The 285-nt window shown below is 37.2% G+C and carries 1 protein-coding gene; it reads right to left on the bottom strand.

Going from position 1 to position 285, the window contains the following annotated elements; all coding sequences use genetic code 11:
* Positions 1–82: 82 nt before the first annotated feature.
* On the bottom strand, positions 83–285 hold a 203-nt coding region (locus ACFINZ_RS11550), incomplete at its 5' end, for a PTS sugar transporter subunit IIA (RefSeq protein WP_375701589.1).

Raw genomic sequence — 285 nt, 5'->3', positions numbered from 1 at the left:
CACGTTTATTACAGATATTGAAATGGCGACTGAGTATAGATGGTGGTAGAGGATCTTTGGAAAGCATGAGTTTAATTATCTGTTATAAGGTCATACTTGGTACATTAATATATTTACGCCCCGCTTCTTGCGCTATTCTTAAAGCTTCTGATAATGAAATATCAGGACATTGGCGAATAGAAATCAGTTTAATAAGCATGGGTAAATTAACTCCCGCAATCATTTCAACACGTCCTTTTTCAATGGCAGGAATAGCGATATTTGATGGTGTTCCACCGAACACGT

Origin of the sequence: Bartonella sp. AA81SXKL (genome assembly GCF_042196945.1) — a bacterium.
Classification (GTDB): Bacteria; Pseudomonadota; Alphaproteobacteria; order Rhizobiales; family Rhizobiaceae; genus Bartonella.
The sequence above is the reverse complement of the archived record's forward strand: the minus strand, read 5'-3'. Positions and strand labels throughout refer to the sequence as shown.